The 18,785-nt window shown below is 57.8% G+C and carries 12 protein-coding genes; all 12 read left to right on the forward strand.

Annotation, left to right across the window (positions count from 1 at the left end; translation table 11 throughout):
- Window positions 1-11: 11 nt before the first annotated feature.
- Complete coding sequence (locus tag BXE_RS24175; RefSeq protein ID WP_011490762.1) at window positions 12-752, forward strand: CbtA family protein; 741 nt, start codon at window positions 12-14, stop codon at window positions 750-752.
- 568 nt (window positions 753-1,320) lie between these two features.
- Window positions 1,321-1,449 carry a hypothetical protein gene (locus BXE_RS47915; RefSeq protein WP_272942394.1) on the forward strand — a complete coding sequence of 43 codons (129 nt, stop codon included), beginning with the start codon at window positions 1,321-1,323 and terminating at the stop codon, window positions 1,447-1,449.
- Window positions 1,450-1,927: 478 nt separating this feature from the next.
- Window positions 1,928-4,225: a DUF6531 domain-containing protein gene (locus BXE_RS24180; protein WP_049782251.1), complete on the forward strand. Its 2,298-nt coding sequence runs from the start codon at window positions 1,928-1,930 to the stop codon at window positions 4,223-4,225.
- Window positions 4,225-4,500, forward strand: a complete 276-nt coding sequence (locus BXE_RS24185; protein WP_040124083.1) for a hypothetical protein — start codon at window positions 4,225-4,227, stop codon at window positions 4,498-4,500. The genes BXE_RS24180 and BXE_RS24185 overlap by 1 nt, the downstream gene beginning before the upstream one ends.
- 1,161 nt (window positions 4,501-5,661) lie before the next feature.
- Entirely contained in the window at window positions 5,662-7,587 is a 1,926-nt protein-coding gene (gene tssF / locus BXE_RS24195; protein ID WP_011490766.1) for a type VI secretion system baseplate subunit TssF, read from the forward strand.
- A gap of 12 nt (window positions 7,588-7,599) precedes the next feature.
- Window positions 7,600-10,338, forward strand: a complete 2,739-nt coding sequence (locus BXE_RS24200) for a type VI secretion system Vgr family protein (protein ID WP_011490767.1) — start codon at window positions 7,600-7,602, stop codon at window positions 10,336-10,338.
- Between the two features lie 33 nt (window positions 10,339-10,371).
- Window positions 10,372-12,426: a phospholipase D-like domain-containing protein gene (locus BXE_RS24205; protein ID WP_011490768.1), complete on the forward strand. Its 2,055-nt coding sequence runs from the start codon at window positions 10,372-10,374 to the stop codon at window positions 12,424-12,426.
- Window positions 12,423-13,787, forward strand: a complete 1,365-nt coding sequence (locus BXE_RS24210; RefSeq protein WP_011490769.1) for a tetratricopeptide repeat protein — start codon at window positions 12,423-12,425, stop codon at window positions 13,785-13,787. The genes BXE_RS24205 and BXE_RS24210 overlap by 4 nt, the downstream gene beginning before the upstream one ends.
- Before the next feature lie 149 nt (window positions 13,788-13,936).
- A complete protein-coding gene (locus BXE_RS24215; RefSeq protein WP_237712047.1) occupies window positions 13,937-15,334 on the forward strand; it encodes an SEL1-like repeat protein in 1,398 nt (465 codons plus the stop codon).
- 181 nt (window positions 15,335-15,515) lie between these two features.
- Window positions 15,516-16,880 (forward strand): SEL1-like repeat protein, encoded by a 1,365-nt coding sequence (locus BXE_RS24220; RefSeq protein WP_040124079.1) that lies wholly within the window; start codon window positions 15,516-15,518, stop codon window positions 16,878-16,880.
- Between the two features lie 149 nt (window positions 16,881-17,029).
- Window positions 17,030-18,301, forward strand: a complete 1,272-nt coding sequence (locus BXE_RS24225) for an SEL1-like repeat protein (RefSeq protein WP_011490772.1) — start codon at window positions 17,030-17,032, stop codon at window positions 18,299-18,301.
- A gap of 93 nt (window positions 18,302-18,394) precedes the next feature.
- Complete coding sequence (locus BXE_RS24230; RefSeq protein ID WP_011490773.1) at window positions 18,395-18,658, forward strand: PAAR domain-containing protein; 264 nt, start codon at window positions 18,395-18,397, stop codon at window positions 18,656-18,658.
- Window positions 18,659-18,785: the final 127 nt, after the last annotated feature.

Genomic DNA, 18,785 nt, shown 5'->3' on the forward strand with positions numbered 1-18,785 from the left:
CGGAGTCGAACATGGTCGGTAAATTGTTGGTACGCGGGATGCTCGCAGGCATCGCCGCGGGACTGCTCACGTTCGGCTTCGCCCGCGTGGTGGGCGAGCCGCAAGTCAATCAGGCGATTTCATTCGAAGAAAAGGCCGATGCCGCGAAAGGCGAGGCGCCCGAACCTGAACTGGTGAGCCGCGATACACAGCGCGGACTTGGCTTGTTGACCGGTGTGGTGGTTTACGGTGCGGCATTCGGCGGCTTGTTCTCGCTGGTGTTCGCTTACGCGTATGGGCGGGTTGGGGCATTGAGCGCGCGCGCGTTGTCCGCGTGGCTGGCGCTCGGCGCGTTCATTGCGCTGGCGGTCGTTCCGAACCTGAAGTATCCGGCGAACCCGCCTTCGGTCGGCGACCCGGACACAATCGGAATGCGCACGGGGTTGTTCTTCCTGATGATTGCGATCTCGCTCGCCGCGATGGTGTTTTCGCTCAAGGTCCGACGCCGTGCGGCCGCGAAACTCGGCGCGTGGAATGGCTCGATTGTGGCGGGGTTGGTCTTCGTCGTGATTATCGCCGCGGTGCAGTTGTCGATGCCGGCTATCAACGAAGTGCCGGAGGCTTTTCCGGCGGTGCTGCTGTGGAAGTTCCGTGTGGCGGCGCTCGGTATGCAGGCGATCATGTGGACGACGATTGGACTGCTGTTCGGCGCGCTTGTCGAGCGGGGTGCGTTTATGCGGGTGGGCGGAGGGTCGGCGGTGGAGTCAGCCTGACGGTGGGTGTGCGGAGCGCAGCCGGTTTGGGTGGCTGCGCTCTGAGGCCGGCGCTTTGCCCCTCGCTCTTCGCTTCTCGCGCAGTGGTCAAGAAGGTATGTGCATCAAGGAGTTGGGGGTGTTGTGGGGCGGTTATCCACAGGCTTCTGAACAAAAACTGTGGATAAAATTTTCCTGCAACGCAATATACCTACAAACATCTGTTCTGTTTAATTTCAACAGGTCGGATGTCTACATGTTGGACTCGGCGCTGGCTGGAATCCGACCGTGACATCTGTTTTGTGGGGAATATTGTGGGGGAAAATCGTTCGCAAACAATTCGCGAAGGGATGCTCCTGAAGCTCACCGCAGGCGATCATGGCCGCATCCTGAATGACGGCACAGGTCTGTCTGGCAACGTCTACGCTGAGGCGAAAGGTGTCAGTATCCATTTCCGCTGAAATCGCGGTGTCGGTGCAGGCTGTTGAACAGGCGCTTGTGCTGGATGGCAGTGGATTGGCGTCGTGGTCGAACTGCTGGATGAGGACGGCAATGTGGTCTCAAGGGCGTGCTCTGCGTGTCGCACGTGATGGAAGGCCAGGACACGACGCGCTGGAAATACTTCTTCGATACGCTGCGCATCGCGGAAACGCCTGCGACGCTCACGCTTGAGGCGGTGCGGACAGGTATCGGGTGGGAACGGAAGGAAAAATCATAGGGTGTGATTTTCCTGACGTCGCGCAGTGAAATGTTTTGCACACACCCTTATCGTCGCAGCAAGTGACTTGACGATGCGAGGTGCATCAGTTTTAAGAATATAAATCCGTACTACTATCTGGATACCTACCTTCCGGGGTGACCTTCATGGCACTCCTCCTTTTCTCTTGCGTTCTATCGATCAGCAATGTCGTACCCGCATCTCCCGGTACGCTATTTCTTCTTGTCTGTTCCGCTAATTCTGACAGTTCCTGTTGTGCATTCCTATATCGTGCAGCCGTAAATCCGGATCACATTTTGAGTGTGCGTAAGTAAGTCGCAAATATAGGAATTGTCGGATTTTTCGTTTTTGGTGGTCCCTATACGGTGTGTGTGCACCAAACGTTTCAAACAATAAGCCAATAGGGATAAGAACGAAAAAATCCAGACTCCACGGTGAGACAGCCGGATTCGCGGGGCGCCTGCTGGCTGCCTTCTCGTTGCTAATATTCGCGTTCAGCGCTAACGCAGTCGACTGTTTTTCGCTGTATGCCCAGTCCGGCGCCACGCCGGGCTCCAAGACCTGCAAGCTCGACGTTACGAGCAACACGCCGGGCGGAATGGGCAACTACGCGTGTATCAATGACCTCGCCCTGATCGATCAGTGGTGCAATTCAACGGAAACCCCGCCAGACGATACCTGCCCCGTGGCAGACCCGGTGTTTCCCGCGAATGGGATTGTGACTTTCTCTGAAACTGACTTTGCAAGCGGTGACGCGTCGCCGCTTGTGTTTAGTCGTACCTACCTTTCGAAGCCGTTCGACAAAGCGCAGGTAGCGATGGGCGGGTACTGGGCAAGTAACTGGCAGCGACGGCTTGATCTGACCTCGGTCAATGCAAGCACGCCGAAAATCACCGCGTATCGGAGTAACGGCCAGCCTCTGATCTTCAAGTGGGTTAACGGCGGGTGGGCGGTGCCGGGTACGTCGGGTCTTTCTCTCTTGAAAGCTGGCGACGGATACTTCTACCTGAAGGACGAACGGCTTGGCACGACCGAAACATACTCCGTCAGCACAGGTCTGTTTCACTCCGAGACAACACGCACGGGTATGTATCGTGAAGTTGAATACGTTGGACAACAGATAGATTCGATCGCGCAGTGGCCCGTTGATCGGACCGGGCAGGCGGCATCGCGGCTGACACTTAGTCTGACATATGACAGTAATGGTCGCATTCTGAGTGTAGTGCCGCCTTCGGGCAACGCGACACATTATGCGTACGATGCGAAAGGCAATCTTGTTTCAGTAACCGCGCCGATTGGATACGTTCGTCAGTACCTTTATGAGGATGCCCGCTTCCCCAATGCGATGACCGGGATAAAGGACGAATCCGGTTCACGGATTGCAACATGGACCTACGATTCCAGCGGACGCGCAATCTCAGTCACCCATCCGGACACGACGCGTAACGTTTCTTTCAGTTATGGCGCGAACACGACCACTGTTAGCAATATGTCCGGCAACAGCACGTATTCTTTTAATGTTGGAGACACGTCGCGTCCTGGCTCAATTGTTACGCCTGGCGGCGCGGTCTCACGTACATGGGATACATCAGGGAACCTGAATCAGACAATTACACCGGATGGGAATACACAGTACACGTGGGACGGCGCCAACCGGCCGACGAAAGCAGTTGCGACAGTCTCTGGCAACAGGACGGTAACGACGATCGAGTATAGCGACAGTACCTCGTTGCGTCCGCATCTGGTCGCCACGCCGGGTAAAATCCGCGCGTTTGTCTATGACCAGGCCGGCAACGTTACTGGCTACGCCGAGACGGAGACAAGCGATCTGACGGGCGACCAGGGGATGCAAGCCGTTGGGACCGGTAACCAGTGGACAGTCGGTGCACGCTACGATTCGGCGAGTCGCCTTCTGTCGGCTGCGATTACCCGTAATGGCTCGAAGCGTGAAGACTGGACCTACACATACGATGTACGGGGCAATGTCGAGTCAGTGCAGGATGCCGTATCTGGCTGGTCGATGCGAACGCTCTCGCGCAATGCTGAGAATCGTGCAACGCAGATAGCTGGAAACAGCGGTCAGGCGAGCATCGGGTACGATGAGCGCGGTCGCGTAAAGTCCTTTCAGTATAGCGAACCGGCAAGTTCGTTAAATGGTGGACTTGCCCGTGTACTGGCAGTCGATTACCGGTACGGTCCAGATGGTTCGGTGTCCTCGCGCACGGCTCAGGTTTCAACGAATGGAGCCTGGTGGAAGCCGATTAGTGATGCTGAACTGGGTGTCTGGCTGACGAACTGGGAACTCGGGAACGACCCGGTTGCGCCACCCGCGAACCTGACAGGACTCCAGTCGGATGCTCCAGCATTCGTTCCTGATATGTGCGTCGAATGCTACATGGCCTGGAAGGCGTTGCCGACAGGTAAGCTATTTGGGCATGAACTGGGTGAAACGCTACCGGCTTGGCGCGAGGCAACCGAGTTGATGGTCAGCGATCAGGCGCAGGTTCCTTATCCGGTGCTTGTGCCGGATCTGACGAGTTCTGCGAAACGGTCAACGCTTTACAGTACGCTTTTTGGTGGCGGGAGCGGGGATGGGGGAATGGTAAAGTGCGGTGGCAGCGGGAACAATGAGTGGCGCGAGGCGGATTGTCATGCGAAGTATATGTACGATATGCAAATTTGCAATTCGCTTGGCACCATAATGGGCAAGAGCCGAGGGCGTGCGCTTTGCAAACAGCAAGCGTTCGAGGATTATCAAGAGTGTAGAGGTCATTGATGACTAGTTACCCCCCGCGTTCAGTGGTCGTAACCTACGACGAAGACAGTCAACAGATAGTTTTGCAGTTAGTTGATCCAGCCAAGCTGGCGCCGCTCTTGGCTCGAACGCTGAAAGCCCCAATTCTGCTGGAAGAATTTGATTTCAGACTTGATGATGAATTTGTACGTAGGTTGGGCGGAGGCTTGCTTAATCTGATTGCTCTTGGGCAGCCGGAGATCAAGCAATACACGACCTATACGCAGCACCCCATTGACGAGCTACCTGAAGGTTAACTAGCTAGGCGCCTGGTGCTGCGATCATCGCGATTCTGGCCGCAGCACCGGTTAGCCAGCTAGTCCTACGAATCCAAGTCAGCCTTAAAGCGGTCTTCTCGTCACGGCGCGCCGCCGCGGAAGCGGTGGCGTGAACCGGAAAAAATCATGGGGTGTGATTTATGACCTTGAGTTTCCGGCCAGACACGAGAGCCTGCGCCTTCATCACGGACGGGCTTTACCGGTATCTGAAAGAGCATCGGGGCGAGGAACCTGTGGAGCTGGTTCTTCATCCCGAGCACAAGCGCATGTTATGCGATGATCTGCGTATGCGGCGTACTGACGTCACATACGACGGGTGCTGGTTCAAAACATTCCGGTACTTGAAGACCCGTGCTGCCGTGCGCCCTGGCTAGTTACGGAAGACGGGCAGCGCTGGGAGCTGTAGCCCTATCATCGCGCGGCGTGGGGAATGCTCAATTTCCCATCACGTGGCGCGCAAAGCCTTATGGCGCAGGTTCAGCGCTGTGGGGAGAAACTTATCCACAGGCTTGAGCACAATTTCTGTGGATAAATGCGTCCCGCGTCGCATGGGGTTGACAGGCCCCTGCTCCGATGCTGGCGACCATCGCGACGTTCCGAACGACGGCACGGGTTTGTCCGGCAAAGTCTACTGCGGGGCGAAAGGAATGGCGTGGCATGAACCCTCAGGGCGACTTCGGTCGCCCTTTTTTGTTGTGCGGAATCTTCGTCGCAATGCGACTCTGCTGGCGCGAAAAAAGGCGCCTCCCCATACCTTAAATGGTTATCCCTATTTTGGTCTCAATCAATCATTTTCATATTTATGCGGGATACCTATCTATTTATCGGTTTGACCAATTTTTACATGGCTCCTATATACACCCGACAATCCCAATTCGATAATGGAAATAGAAAATCTTGGGCAAGAAAAAGCGCGTGACCTGCTAAGAAAATCCACCGCATCAACCTGATTCCGCAAGGTGCCTTGCCTGGCTCCGGTCCGCCATGCATCCAGTGCGCGTCGACGTGCCTGCACGCCTGATCCGACGCAGCCGTAACGATCGAAACCGGAGCCATCTTCATGCCTTTCCCACTTTGTGCGTCATGTCCTGCGCCGCATATTTCCGCAGCGCAGTCGCCCGATAAGTGACGGATTCCGACATGGCGAGTATGGACCCGGAATTACCAGCGTATTACCAGGGCGAACTGCACTACATCCACGAACTCTTCCAGGAGTTTGCACAGCAGCACCCAAAGATTGCCCGCAGGCTCGGCGCGCAGGCAGGTGAAGCGGGCGACCCTTATGTCGAGCGCCTGCTCCAGTCCTTTGCGATAACGGCGGCGCGCTCGCAGATGCGTATCGATCGTTTTTCGCTGGACATCCCGTTGCGCAAACTGGATGGCGTCGATCTGAACCTGACCGCGCCGCTGCCGTCGCTGGGCGTGGCGCGGTTCTATCCCGATGCAGAGGCACCGCATAGTCCGCAGGGCCTGACGTTGGCGCGTGGCACGAGGCTCACGGTACACGCAGCCGAAGATGCAACGGAGTGCGCGTTCCTCACGAGCCAACCGCTCAGGCTCTGGCCGGTTGCTATCACGCGCGCGAAGCCGACTGGCATTCCCGCCGACGTTCCGGCGCTCTACCGCTACGTCCACGACGGCCAGGACGCGTCGCGCGTGCGTGGCGCGCTGCGCCTGAGCCTTGCTACCGTCAACGGCATGGCGTTCCGCGGTCTTGAAGCGCTGGACGAACTGCCCGTGTACCTGTGCGGTGAGGAGAAGATGGCCTCCCAGCTCTTCGAATTGATCCATACCAGCGTGGTCGGCATCGTCATGGGCGTGCCGGGTGAATTCGAAAAGGGCGGGCTGTATGGCGCAAAGCTACCCGGCATGCCGTACATGCAAGTGAAGCACGCGGGGCTGGAGCCGCATGAAAGCCTGTTGCGTCCGGTCGCCGCGAAGTTCCACGGACACAGGCTGGTCCATGAATTCTTTGCGCTCCCATCCAGATTCGGATTCTTCACGATCACGGGCCTGGCAGCGGGGCTCAAGCATATCGGCGGCCCTGAGGTCGAAATCGTGCTGCTGCTCGCGCGCGAGGCGGCAACACTGGACCAGCAGATCGGCGTGCGGGATTTCGCGCTCTACTGCACGCCTATCGTCAATCTGTACCCCGCGACGAGCGAGCGGCTCACCATGCACCCGGAGAAGCACGAGCATCCGCTCACGCCCGTGGCGGAGCGGCCGGGCGACTACGAGGTTCATTCGGTAGATCGTGTCAGGGGGCAGTTGGAAGAGGAGTCGGAGAAGTTCCTCTTCCAGCCGCTCGACGCGGCACTGCCCGACGACACCCGCCGCAACTCGCGGTATTTCACGCTGCGCCGCGAGCAGCAACTGGTGGCGGATAACGAACGGCGATATGACACGCACCGTGAGTTCGTGCGCACGCTCACTTCGATCACGCTCCTTGACGAGAACCGCAAGCCGGATGAAACAGGCATGCGGTTTCTTACCTTCGACGCCTGGTTGACGAACGGAGATCTGCCCTGCGTGCAGCCACGCAACGGCGTGAACGACCTGACGATGGCGGATGCGAAGGCGGTTGAGAGCGTCGGCTTCGTGCGCGGGCCGACCGCGCCCAGGCCTCCGCTCGCGCTCGGCGCGCGGGGCGACGCGGCCTGGGAGCTCGTTCGCCAGTTTCATCTGGAGCTCGCCGTCTTTGACGACGAATTCGACGAGCCCAATCCCGGCGAAGGCCTGCGGCTGATGCTCCGCCCGTATCTGGCAGCCGGTGATCCGGCAATGGCCCGTGTTCTCGACAGCCTGGTCGGGGCAACGGCCGGCGCGGTCAATGACATGCATTGCTGGGGCGGCGAGTTGCATCTCGCGCGCGGCATCGCGGTCACGCTCACCTTTGACGAGTCGCGGCTCGACGGCTGGTCGCCCTTTGCGTTCGCGCTGGTGCTGGAGCGCTACGTCGCGCGGCACGTCTCGGCGCATTGCTTTACGCGCACCACGGTACGCACCACGCAGCGTGGCGAGATTTTTACGTTCCCGACGCGTGGCGGCACGCGCGGTGTCTTCTGATGGAGGTTCACGGTGACATGGAATACCCAGTCGCGCACGCTGGAAATCGTCAGCGACGCGATTCCGGAGCACTGCGGGAAGAAGATCTTCGAACCTGTGCGTTGCAAGGGCACGGACAAGCTGGGCCGGCTGTTCGACTACCGGATCGACGTGCAGACCATCGAGGCGAATGGCCTTCACGTCAACGACATGGACAGGCTGGTCGACGTCAGCAAGCTGGTGGGCAAACGCCTGACCGTGAAAATCGCCATTGAAGGCAGCGGCACGCAGGAGAGCGACGAGCAAAATATCGGCGCCGATGTTCGCGTAATCACGGGTGTGATTGCGGAGGTGAAGTGCGTGGGTGCGGACGACCGGCGCATGTTCTACCGCCTGCGTCTGAGATGCCTGCTCTGGCTGGCGTCGTTGAATCGCGACAACCGGCATTTCCGTGACAGGACGGTAAGGGAAATCTCCGACGAGATCCTGAAGAAGTATCCGTTCAGTGTCCGGTGGAACCTCATCGGTGCGGGGAATGGAAGTCGGAACTTTCCGAAGCGCGACTATCAGCGCCAGTTCTGGGAGTCGGACTTTTCCTGTTTGAACCGGCTTTGGCAGGAGTGGGGCATCACGTTCTATTGGGATGACGACACCCTGGTGCTGATGGACAACGCAGGCTACCCCGCGCACGGTCCTGCCTGCAAAACGGTGCGTTACCTCGAACGCGGCGGCCAGCGCATTGACGAGGAGCATATCCACAAGCTCGAGTATTCGCGCGGGCTGACCACGGGCAAGGTGGCCGGGATTGATTACGACTACACGCGCGCAACGAACCGGCAGTTCAAACGAAGGATCTCGAACCACCGGGACGCCGCGCACGACAACGCCGAGGAATATACCTGGCTCGATTACGCACAGCCCCAGCAGGGTGCGATGGGGTTGAATGCCGAACCGAACGACTACGAGTTCGAAGGCGATCATCTTGCGCGCGTGCGCGTCGATGCACACCGCAACAAGTCACTGGTCATCAAGGCCACGGGAAACCTGCGCGGCGTGATGACGGGGCATCAGCTCACGGTTGCGGGTCATCCGTTTGCACCCGTCAACCGCAAGTACATCGTCACGGGCACGAAGATCGAGATCGTGAACAACGATTCGGTCACGCAGGGCGGGACGCTACAGCGCGAGTACACGTGCAGGACTAAGTTCACGGCGATTCCGAACGACCACTACTACCGCACGCCGCAGAAGGCGAAGAAACCGCGCGCGTTTGCGGAGAAAGCGGTGGTCACCGGCCACGACAAAAAAGGCGTCCACACGGATGCGATGGCGCGTATCCGCGTCAAATTCATCTGGGACCGGGTGAGCCAGGCCGATGAGGAAGCGTCGTGCTGGATACCGCTCATGCAGGTGTGGCAAGGGCAGCGCTACGGCATGAACTTCGTTCCGCGCGTGGGCGATCACGTCTATATCGGGTTTCTGAACATGGACCCGGACCGCCCGTTCATTCTCGGCAGCCACACAACAGATCGCAACGAGGCGCCGTGGGACCTGTACGCGAACCACGCGCTCTCGGGCTGGCGCAGCCAGGATCTGGACGGCTACGGCAAGGGATCGAACACGGTGGTGACCGACGACACGCCCGGCCAGCTCCAGGTGCAGGTGACCAGCGACCATGCCAACTCGAGGTTCGTGGCGGGCTGCAACGTGCGCATCGACGGGAACACAGGGCGCTCGCAGGCGCGCGGCGAAGGCATCGAGATTGCGACCGACGCAAATGCGGTCATGCGCGCGAACCGGGGCATGCTCATCACGACCGAGGCTCGCGACGGGGCGACGGCTCCCATGAAGGACATGGGCGAGACGATTGCGCGCCTTGACGAGGCCCGCACCCTGCACGACAGGCTGGCGGGGGAGGCGCAGGCAAACGGCGCGCAGGATTCAGGCGGAGATCAGAAGGCCGTTGCTTCAGCGATCAGGGCGCAGAACCGTGCGCTGGCGGGCAAGGCCGGGGCGGGCAAATTTCCTGAATTCGCCCAGCCTCACGTGACGCTGGCAAGTCCCGCCGGTATCGAGTCCACCACGGCGGGCAGCACCCATGTTGCGAGCGGCGAGCATCTTGCGATGACGAGTGGAGCCGATGTGGCTATTGCGGCGGGCGGGTCATTCTTCGGGACATTTGGCAACAAGTTGCGCATGACCGTCCAGAAAGCCGGAATGCGGCTCGTTGCAGTGTCGGGCGATATCGATCTGCGCGCGCTGAAAGACAGCATCAATCTCCTGGCCAGGCTCAATGTCACCGTCACGGCCGAGAAGATCACGATCAGTGCGAAGCAGGAAGTCGAAATCCGGGGCGGCGGCAGTTTCACGCGATGGAGTAACGGGAAGATCTACCACGGCACGCCGGGGCAGTTTGAAATCCATTCCGCAGGGCGCCTGTTTACTGGACCGGATTCGGCTTCCCTTCCAACTCTTCCTGAATCGGCGCCTGGCCAGCAGGAGTTGCATTTCGCGCTAGGCGCGCTCGCGAACGGCGCTGCTCACCGGTACGTGGAAGAACCCTATGAACTTTACCAGGGCAACGCGCTGATCGACAGCGGTGTGACCGACAGCTACGGGCGCGTAGTGGTGAAAGACCATCAGCCGGAGACGACGGAGTATTGCGTCAAGCTTTGCTATGGCGGCCAGTTCAGGCTGAAGGTCAAGGATGCACTCAATGCCGATGCCGACCATATCGATCAGCGCAGCAACCGGGGCGATCGTGCAGTCTGATAACTCATTTGAAAAACCGGAAACGGATCAGTCATGTCCAATCTGAAAACACAGAATCCCGTCGACGTCGCCATTACCGAAGTGGGCGGTCAGGCGCAAGGCTCGGTCCAATGGCTGCTCGAAAAGAAGACATGCCCGGATGCGCCCGAGATTACCGAAGGCAACGATCTCCAGTTCTTCATCTGCGGTCAGGAGGGCTTTGGTCAGTTATCCAAAGATCTACGCGCTGCGAAGTCGACGGTCGATATTGTCTGCTGGGGCTTTGACCCGGGCATGGAAGTCGAGCGCACAGGCGAAGCGTGGCCGCGCGACCTGCGATACGGCGATCTGCTCGAACAGCTGGCCAAAGCTGAAGTGCGGGTCAGATTGCTACTCTGGTTTGATCCTCGCGCATCGAGAAAGCAGAACAGCATGCCGGGCTATACCGATGTGCCGGTTTCCCTTGCGACAAGCCCCATCCAGCGGATGGTCCAGGGGGATGACCCCTACGGCAATCCGGTGCGTCACGACTGGTGCAAGGCGTGGTGGAAACGGCATGGCCTGGAAAATGACCGCATTGACCCACGCAAGGCGCTGTACCCCGATCATCTTCAGATCGTGCTGCGCGGGATTGAAAAGCAGGCCGTCAAGGGTCTGCTGGCCGCGGACATTGCCGAGGAGGACCGGCCCGATTCGAGCTGGCTTAGCCCGGTTGACGAATCCGCGTTGCTGTGGAATTACCCGACGCATCATCAGAAGCCCGTCCTGATCGACTATGCACACGATGGTGGCAGTAAGGCGGTGGGTTTTGTGATGGGGCTGAATTCGGTCACGGACTTCTGGGATACGGCGGAGCACAAGATCGAAACGGGTCTGCGCGAAACGGGTGCGAGGTCCACGTGGGAAGGCGAGATCGATCACGAATACAGGAGCGATTTTGGCGGCGGCGATCCAGGCGAAGCGCAGAAGGTGGCAGCGATTCATGGCGGAAATTACACGTCCATCCGCCCTTATCAGGACTATGCCTGTCGGGTGGTGGGGCCGGCGCTGAGGCGGCTGCACGAAAATTTCGAGAACGGCTGGAATGCGTTTGCGCCTTCGCAATGGAAAACATCGGCGAAGGATGGCGATTCACTGCCGCCGAAGATTCCTACGCTTGCGAAAGACCCGGCGCAACGCGTGCAGATAGTCCGGACTCAGGCGGCGGAAGGGGAGAAGACTATCAAGAAGCTTTATTTCCAGGCTACGAGTATTGCGCGTAACTATATTTATATTGAAAACCAGTACTTTTTTTATCCGGAGTTTGCGCGTCATCTGAAGAATGAGCGAAGAAAGTTCTGCCGGGCATGGGCGAGGTTGGCGAAAAAGCCGATGACGGCCGTGCCAAATCTTCATCTCTTCATTGTCATTCCTCATCCCGAGGATGACGGAATGGTTCCCCGGACGTTCGACACGCTGACCGAACTGGGAAAGAGCGATGCAATGCCCGCCCAGGCGGGCTATGTCGATGAAGGGAAGGCCGATCAGCAATACGGCAACCATTCAACACAGGCGACTTACACCACCACATTCACGGACGAGTCTGGCGAGCCGGTCAGCATTGCTCGAACTCATCCAGTGCTGGATCGGCCTAGCCTGGAAACACTGGAACGGACGTTGGGGCTGAAGGTGAGCGTGGCGCGGCTATGCACGAGCGACTCGGTGGAAGGAAAGATGGCGTATCGGGAAATCTATATCCATTCGAAGTTGATGATCATTGACGATGTGTTCCTGACGCTCGGTAGCGCAAATTTGAACCAGCGCAGTATGTCGGTGGATAGTGAGATCAATATTGCGGCGACGGGGGCGGAGCATGCGGCCAGGTTGCGGGGTGATGTATTTGGACTTCATTCGGGAGGTGACATTAAAGGAGATGGTGGACGGGAAGCGATGCCAAGCGTGTTTGGAGATTGGGAAAGTTATATGCAAAAAAATTACAACAAATGTAAAGAGGGAAACGAAAAACTGAAAGGCTTCCTGGTGAAATTCGAAGACAAACGGTCTACCAGTACGAAACATGCCATGAATACCGTAGCTCCTTCCACCAACGGTCAAACCGCACTGACATGAAATTTGCGCGCGCTCGATATCTGATCGGTGCGTGGCTTCTTTTCGTCATGACACAAGCCGCCGTTGCCGTATCTCCAATTCACTATTTGACGACTGCCATGTCCGGTTCCGATTTGCCCCGTTATACGAAACTTCCACTGTTTGCTCCACATCGGAAGGATTTCACGTGTGTGTATCAGGAACAGCATCTGCCGCCTGTCGATCCGCAGGCCGAACTCTGGTTCCAGCAGGCACTCGCATCGGAACTTGATCCCAACATCTATTGGGAGGACAAGGACTGGAGAAAGATCTACCAGCTTTACCAGCAGGCCGCCGAGCGCAACCACTGGAAAGCGATGCTCAACCTCGCCGCGTTGATACTTAGCGGCTACCCGGTTCCCGTGAGGGACCCGGAGATGGCGATCCGCTGGGTGGAGAAAGCGATGCAGCTTGAGGTGCCCGATGCATGGGACACGATGGGTGTCTATCACATGAAGGGCATCGTCAAGGGTGGAGACGCAACGAGCGCGTACGCGTTTTTCCAGAAAGCGGCGGACATGGGTAGCCCGTCGGCTCAATCATTTCTGGGTGCGGCGCTGGACGCCGGCTGGGACAATCCGGGTAGCGGCTTCTGGGCTAATCTGCCTGTTGGTGTGAAGATGCTGGAATGCGCCGTAGGCCAAGGCTACGGCGACGCGGCGCATGAACTCGGGTTTGTATACGCACGTCCTAATACGCCGGAAGCCAGGCTTCGCGCGCTGAGGGTTTTACATGACGGGGTAAAGCTCGGAAGTGGACAATGTGCAAATTACCTCGGTAGTCAGTTTAGGGGTATGGATCTGACCGAAGGTGAAAACCTTGCTGGCTATATCGATAAAGCCCGGGCCGATCGCTACACCAAACTAAGCGATATCCTCAAGTGGTACGAAGGCACCCTGAAGCTCCCCAATCTCGACAAAGTGTTGCCTCTTCCTCCAGCCCCATTGCCGAAATGGGACGGCGACGTGCAAACACTGATCGACGCAGCCAAGGCCGTTACTCCTCCACCAACATCTCCAGCGCACCCTTCACAGTCCGAACCTCACGCGGCTCTGACGAAAGCCGGGTTGCTGAGACAACTCGCGGACCGACCCGAACCATTGCGCTGCAATGGTGGGCTCAAATGTCCGCAGTCCGGCATATGGGAGGCTCGCGTGGCCGCAGCGCATCCGCTTGCCGCACTTTATAACCGATGGGACCGGCAAGCGTTCGTCGAGAAAGAGGCCAGCTTTCCCGATCCGCGACAGCAGCATCTGGACATATCGGCTCACGACGTCCGCTGGACCTGGCTGGGCAGCCCCAATCAGTTGCGCGTAGCGGATGTGTATGACATTGCATTGTAGGGCTTGTTTTGTGTTTGCCGCGTCGCGAGAGAAAGAACGGCACGGCAGCTTATGGCTGGCGCTCTCTATCGGGAGTTTTCCTGCCACCTGAAAAAGGAGCGGGAGAAGTTTTGCGACGTGTGGGCGAGATTGATAGAAAGGGATTCCTGATGAAATTCGAACGATGGTTAAGTCGCACTTACATGAAGTTCGCTCGCGTTCGATATCTGTTCGGTTTGTGGCTTCTTTTCGTCGTGGCACAAACCGCCCTTGCCGAATCCCCAATTCACCAATTGATGACTGCCATGTCCAGTTCCGATTTGCCCCGTTATACGAAACTGCCACTGTTTGCTCCACATCGGAAGGATTTCACGTGTGTGTATCAGGAACAGCATCTGCCGCCTGTCGATCCGCAGGCCGAATTATGGTTTCAGCAGGCACTCGCGTCGGAACTTGATCCCAACATCTATTGGAAGGACAAGGACTGGAGAAAGATCTACCAACTTTACCAGCAGGCTGCGGAACGCAACCACTGGAAAGCGATGCTCAATCTTGCCAGTCTGATCCTGAGTGACTACCCGATTCCCGTCAGAGATCCGGACATGGCAATTTCCTGGGTAGAGAAAGCGATGCAGCTTGGGGTGCCCGATGCATGGGACACGATGGGTGTCTATCACATGAATGGCATCGTCAAGGGTGGAGACGCCACGAGCGCGTATGCATTCTTCCAGAAAGCCGCCGACATGGGCAGCCCGTTAGCCCAGGCGTTCCTGGGGGCAGCGCTGGATGCCGGCTGGGACAATCCGGGCAACGGATTCTGGGCTAATCTCCCTGTTGGGGTGAAGATGCTGGAATGTGCCGTGGCCCAAGGTTACGGCGACGCGGCGGATGAGCTTGGACTTGTATATGCTCGCCCCCACACACCGGAAGCAAATCTTCGCGCGTTAAAAGTTTTACATGAGGGCGTAAAGCTTGGTAGCGCAAAGTGTGCGAAGTCCCTCGGCGTTGAGTTTAGTGGTTTCTCTTTGTCTTCTGGCGACAATATTGCAGGCTACGTCGACATGGAAAGGTCCAAACGCTACAGGAAGATCGGTGACGTCTTGAAGTGGTACGAAGGCACCCTGAAGCTCCCCAACCTGGACAAGGTGTTGCCTCTTCCTCCGGCAGCCTTACCGAAATGGGACGGCGATGCGCAAACACTGATCGACGCCGCCAAGGCCGTTACTCCGCCACCAACATCTCCAGCGCACCCTTCACAGTCCGAACCTCACGCGGCTCTGACGAAAGCCGGATTGCTGAGACAACTCGCGGACCGACCCGAATCATTGCGCTGCAATGGTGGGCTCAAATGTCCACAGTCCGGCATATGGGAGGCTCGCGTGGCCGCAGCGCATCCGCTTGCCGCACTTTATAACCGATGGGACCGGCAAGCGTTCGTCGAGAAAGAGGCCAGCTTTCCCGATCCGCGACAGCAGCATCTGGACATATCGGCTCACGACGTTCGCTGGACCTGGCTGGGCAGCCCCAATCAGTTGCGCGTAGCGGATGTGTATGACATTGCATTGTAGGGCTTGTTTTGTGTTTGCCGCGTCGCGAGAAAGAGTGGCACGTCAGGGTATCGCTGCCGCTCTCTATCGGGAGTTTTCCTGCCAGCTGAAAAAGGAGAGGGAGAAGTTTTTTCGACGTATCGGCACAGTTGGTAGAAAGGGATTGCCAATGAAATTAGAAAGATGCCTAAGCCACACTTACATGAAGTTCGCTCGCGTTCGATATCTGTTCAGTTTGTGGCTTCTTTTCGCTATGACACAAGCCGCCCTTGCCGAATCCCCAATTCACCAGTTGATGACAGCCATGTCCAGTTCCGATTCGCCTCGTTATACGAAACTGCCACTGTTTGCTCCACATCGGAAGGATTTCACATGTGTGTATCAGGAACAGCATCTGCCGCCTGTCGATCCGCAGGCCGAACTCTGGTTCCAGCAAGCACTCGCATCGGAACTTGATCCCAACATCTATTGGGAGGACAAGGACTGGAGAAAGATCTACCAGCTTTACCAGCAGGCTGCGGAACGTAACCACTGGAAAGCGATGCTCAACCTCGCAGCATTGATATTGAGCGGCTACCCGGTTCCGGTGAGGGACCCCGAGATGGCGATCCGCTGGGTGGAGAAAGCGATGCAGCTTGAGGTGCCCGATGCATGGGACACGATGGGTGTCTATCACATGAAGGGCATCGTCAAGGGTGGAGACGCAACGAGCGCGTACGCGTTTTTCCAGAAAGCGGCGGACATGGGCAGCCCGTCCGCCCAGACGTTTCTGGGCGCAGCGCTTAACGCCGGCTGGGACAATCCGGGTAGCGGCTTCTGGGCTAACATTTCTGTCGCGACGAAGATGCTTGAATGTTCGTTAGCACAAGGCTACGGCGATGCTGCAGATGAGTTGGAGTTCATTTATGCCGCTCCTCGAACGCCGGAAGCCAGGCTTCGTGCGGTGACAGTTTTGCAGGAAGGGGCAAAGCTAGGTAGCGCCAAGTGCGCAAGTCTTCTTGGTAGTCAGTTTCGCGGCATGGGCCTTAGCGACGGCAAGAGTCTCGTCGGTTATGTCGATAAAGCGCGGGCTGAGCGCTACAGCAAAATCAGCGACATCCTCGAGTGGTACGAAGGCACCCTGAAGCTCCCCAATTTGGACAAAGTGTTGCCTCTTCCTCCGGCCGCCTTACCGAAATGGGACGGCGACGTGCAAACACTGATCGACGCCGCCAAGGCCGTTACTCCGCCACCAACATCTCCAGCGCACCCTTCACAGTCCGAACCTCACGCGGCTCTGACGAAAGCCGGGTTGCTGAGACAACTCGCGGACCGACCCGAACCATTGCGCTGCAATGGTGGGCTCAAATGTCCGCAGTCCGGCATATGGGAGGCTCGCGTGGCCGCAGCGCATCCGCTTGCCGCACTTTATAACCGATGGGACCGGCAAGCGTTCGTCGAGAAAGAGGCCAGCTTTCCCGATCCGCGACAGCAGCATCTGGACATATCGGCTCACGACGTCCGCTGGACCTGGCTGGGCAGCCCCAATCAGTTGCGCGTAGCGGATGTGTATGACATTGCATTGTAGGGCTTGTTTTGTGTTTGCCGCGTCGCGAGAGAAAGAACGGCACGGCAGCTTATGGCTGGCGCTCTCTATCGGGAGTTTTCCTGCCACCTGAAAAAGGAGCGGGAGAAGTTTTGCGACGTGTGGGCGAGATTGATAGAAAGGGATTCCTGATGAAATTCGAACGATGGTTAAGTCGCACTTACATGAAGTTCGCTCGCGTTCGATATCTGTTCGGTTTGTGGCTTCTTTTCGTCGTGGCACAAACCGCCCTTGCCGAATCCCCAATTCACCAATTGATGACTGCCATGTCCAGTTCCGATTTGCCCCGTTATACGAAACTGCCACTGTTTGCTCCACATCGGAAGGATTTCACGTGTGTGTATCAGGAACAGCATCTGCCGCCTGTCGATCCGCAGGCCGAATTATGGTTTCAGCAGGCACTCGCGTCGGAACTTGATCCCAACATCTATTGGAAGGACAAGGACTGGAGAAAGATCTACCAACTTTACCAGCAGGCTGCGGAACGCAACCACTGGAAAGCGATGCTCAATCTTGCCAGTCTGATCCTGAGTGACTACCCGATTCCCGTCAGAGATCCGGACATGGCAATTTCCTGGGTAGAGAAAGCGATGCAGCTTGGGGTGCCCGATGCATGGGACACGATGGGTGTCTATCACATGAATGGCATCGTCAAGGGTGGAGACGCCACGAGCGCGTATGCATTCTTCCAGAAAGCCGCCGACATGGGCAGCCCGTTAGCCCAGGCGTTCCTGGGGGCAGCGCTGGATGCCGGCTGGGACAATCCGGGCAACGGATTCTGGGCTAATCTCCCTGTTGGGGTGAAGATGCTGGAATGTGCCGTGGCCCAAGGTTACGGCGACGCGGCGGATGAGCTTGGACTTGTATATGCTCGCCCCCACACACCGGAAGCAAATCTTCGCGCGTTAAAAGTTTTACATGAGGGCGTAAAGCTTGGTAGCGCAAAGTGTGCGAAGTCCCTCGGCGTTGAGTTTAGTGGTTTCTCTTTGTCTTCTGGCGACAATATTGCAGGCTACGTCGACATGGAAAGGTCCAAACGCTACAGGAAGATCGGTGACGTCTTGAAGTGGTACGAAGGCACCCTGAAGCTCCCCAACCTGGACAAGGTGTTGCCTCTTCCTCCGGCAGCCTTACCGAAATGGGACGGCGATGCGCAAACACTGATCGACGCCGCCAAGGCCGTTACTCCGCCACCAACATCTCCAGCGCACCCTTCACAGTCCGAACCTCACGCGGCTCTAACGAAAACCGGACTACCGCCACAACCCGCGGCCCGCCCCCAACCAATGCGCTGCGACAGCGGGCGCAAATGCCCAGAGTCCGGCATACGGGAGGCGCGTGTGGCCACCAGGCATCCGCATGCCCCACTTCACAACCGCTTGGACCGGCACGCATTCGCTTGACGTAGCAGCGCAGCCCCAATCAGCTACGCGTACCGCGCTGCCCACAACACCGTATCGCGCGACATATTCACCCTTTCCTCGTCGAGATAAAGAATGACACGTCAGATTATCGTCACCGGTGACACATTGGCCCCCTTCGGTGGAGAAGTTATCGAAGGCTCAGAGATGGACAACATCGACGGTCGCAAGATTGCCCGCAAGAGCGACAGGGTGTATTGCGCAGAACACGGCGTGAATCCGATTGCCGAGGGAGACGACTCGACACTTGTCGACGACAGACCCGTAGCGCTCGAAGGGCATCGCGCATCGTGTGGCTGCACATTAGTGAGCCGGCAGCAAACATTATCGGTGGCGTGACGAAAACCCGTATCCGTGCTGACCAAAAGAAGCAGCGCTTACACAGCAGAGCCGCCAGGCCACCTGCGGCTCCAACCCAATTTCCCGCATCAAGAGTTTTTCCGGGCCGCTCACGCAGCCCCTTTTC

Source organism: Paraburkholderia xenovorans LB400 (assembly GCF_000013645.1).
Lineage (GTDB): Bacteria > Pseudomonadota > Gammaproteobacteria > Burkholderiales > Burkholderiaceae > Paraburkholderia > Paraburkholderia xenovorans.